Source organism: Bacillus sp. SH7-1, assembly GCF_008042405.1.
GTDB lineage: Bacteria > Bacillota > Bacilli > Bacillales > Bacillaceae_G > Bacillus_A > Bacillus_A thuringiensis_N.
Genome location: NZ_QNUD01000070.1, coordinates 1 through 2,319, shown reverse-complemented (window position 1 = coordinate 2,319; position 2,319 = coordinate 1). Strand labels below are relative to the sequence as shown.

Below are 2,319 nucleotides of genomic sequence, written 5' to 3'. Positions count from 1 at the left end.
TTATTGCATCGGCGACTTGTCTTATATTACACCTCTATTCAGTAATAGTCAATATTAATCTTTCACTTTTTTAGAAAAGATGAAACAGTTACTCATATTTCTCTTTATTTTTCATACATATAATTAAAATACTTGAAAGGGGTGTAGAGATTGTTCGATCCTCCCTTATTACACATCATCAATGCCCATTCAAGAACTCCACATTATCATAAGAATTTTCCTATCATTCTATTTTGGAGCCAAAAAAGTGGTTGTACTTCTCTTGCCAAGTGGTTCTTTTACCAGATTAATTTATTACAAACAGCTCTAAGTTATAGTCCTTTCATTCATAATTATGAATATGATATATACAAAAGTACACCTGCCTATAGTGTACGACTAGGTATAGCATTACGAGAAAAACAAAAAGAAACTTTTAAACTTGTTCGTAACCCTTATAGACGAGCAGTGAGCTCTTTCGTATCCTTAATCGCACCTCCCTATATAGAGAATCCCGAATGGAAGCCCATCCGAAAGTTTCTATATCAAGATGAAAATTCCTCCAAGGGCCTCTCATTTAAACAATTTCTATACTATCTATTTATTAATGATGCTCAAGGAAATGATATTAACCCGCATTTTACACAACAATATATAGCTGGTGAAGAAGAATATGTAACCAATTATATATACTTAGAAAACTTTTATCAGGAAATGAAGGCATTAGAAAAGCGTTTCGAATTAAAAACTGCACCAATAAATGAGTTCTCAACATCATGGCATCATCAAACTCCCGCCATGATTTATAAAGGGAATTTTAGCGAAGCCGATATTACTGATCCTTTATTTCCTCGCTACCCTACTTTCGAAAGTTTTTATGATACCGAATGTATACAACTCGTTCAAACAATATTTCAAAATGATTTCAATACGTATAAATATAGTAGAGAATACCTATACTGATTTCAATCCATTATCTTTGCCAAATATAAAAAACACCTAATATATAAGGTGTTTTTTATATTTAAACTATATACAATATGTTACTTAGCAGTCCTTACTATTCAAGTTATTTCTCTTTAATAGCTTACTTATTTTTTGCTTATCTGCCCATATCACTCCAAATAAAACTAAGCTACCACCTATTACTATTCTCCACGTTAAAGATTCATTTAATAGAACAATTGAAGCAACAATACTTATTAACGGTAAGGCATTTAAATATAATCCACTTACTGATGCCGAGACTGTCTCTAATGCTCTATTCCAAAACCAATACGCTAAAATTGTTGCCCCGATAACAAGATACATTACACTAAATCCCGTCTTCCATGTTTCAATTTCTGGGAAACCATAGTAAAAAGTTTCTGCCATTGCAAATGGTAATAGAATAACAGCCCCAATAATTAAAGTTAATGTTGTAAAAACCTTGTTTGATAGATACTGTTCTTGGTTTGGTCTTTTCAGCAATACTGTATAGAAAGCAAATAAGAAAGTGCTTAATAAAATAAGGATATCTCCTATTAAAGATACTTCCTGATCAACTTTACTAGATGGAATTGTAATAAGAAGTACTCCGGCAGCCCCGAGTACAATACCGATCCAATAATTAAGCTGAATTTTTTCTTTCAAAAAGAACGCAGAAAACAGAATTGTAACTAACGGTAAAGCAGCATCAATAATACTAACATGCAATCCACTTGTTAAAGAAATACCGTAGGATGTGAACATAAAGTACCCAGCTACGCCAGTAAAAGATAGTAAACTCATTCTTTTCCACGGGACTTGTTTATGTGCAACTGATCTTTTTAATTGTTTAAATGAGAATAGTAAACAGATTCCACCAGCGAATAAAAGACGAATAAATAACAAAGTAAATGGCTGAATAGATTCTAATGCCCACTTTGTTGGTGCAATAGCTGTCCCCCATAATATAACAGCCATTAATAACATGCATATTTCTTTCATAATCCCCCACACCCATCAAAAGATATATGTTAACTATCTTAATTATAGAGTTTTTTCCATGTGAAATCCTTTAGAAATGAAAAAACGGTATGTAAAAACAACTGAATAGCTATTTTTCACATACCGTTTTCATATAAAACCTAAAATGTTTTTAGTCATTCTACAACTTAATTAACAAAAAGGTAATTCTTACCTTAAGATAACATGTAAACATATTATTTTATAATCTTTTACGGCATTATCGTCCAAAATTCGTTTTAAACAGTCTCTATTTTATTCTTTTCCCTCTGTAAGATAACTAAAGGTAAATAAAAATAAACACAAAAAACCTAAGTCGAATCGACTTAGGTTTTTGCTTGGCGACGTCCTACT

2 protein-coding genes are annotated in these 2,319 nt (G+C 31.6%); one reads left to right on the top strand and one right to left on the bottom strand.

All coding sequences use genetic code 11. The features are described from left to right. The first annotated feature begins 150 nt into the window (after positions 1-150). Positions 151-942, top strand: coding sequence for a sulfotransferase family 2 domain-containing protein (locus DN390_RS30260; RefSeq protein WP_098266058.1), 792 nt, complete (start codon positions 151-153; stop codon positions 940-942). A gap of 84 nt (positions 943-1,026) precedes the next feature. Here DN390_RS30260 and DN390_RS30255 read toward each other — a convergent pair whose 3' ends face one another. Beyond that, positions 1,027-1,959 carry a DMT family transporter gene (locus tag DN390_RS30255; protein ID WP_179955799.1) on the bottom strand — a complete coding sequence of 311 codons (933 nt, stop codon included), beginning with the start codon at positions 1,957-1,959 and terminating at the stop codon, positions 1,027-1,029. Positions 1,960-2,319 lie beyond the last annotated feature (360 nt).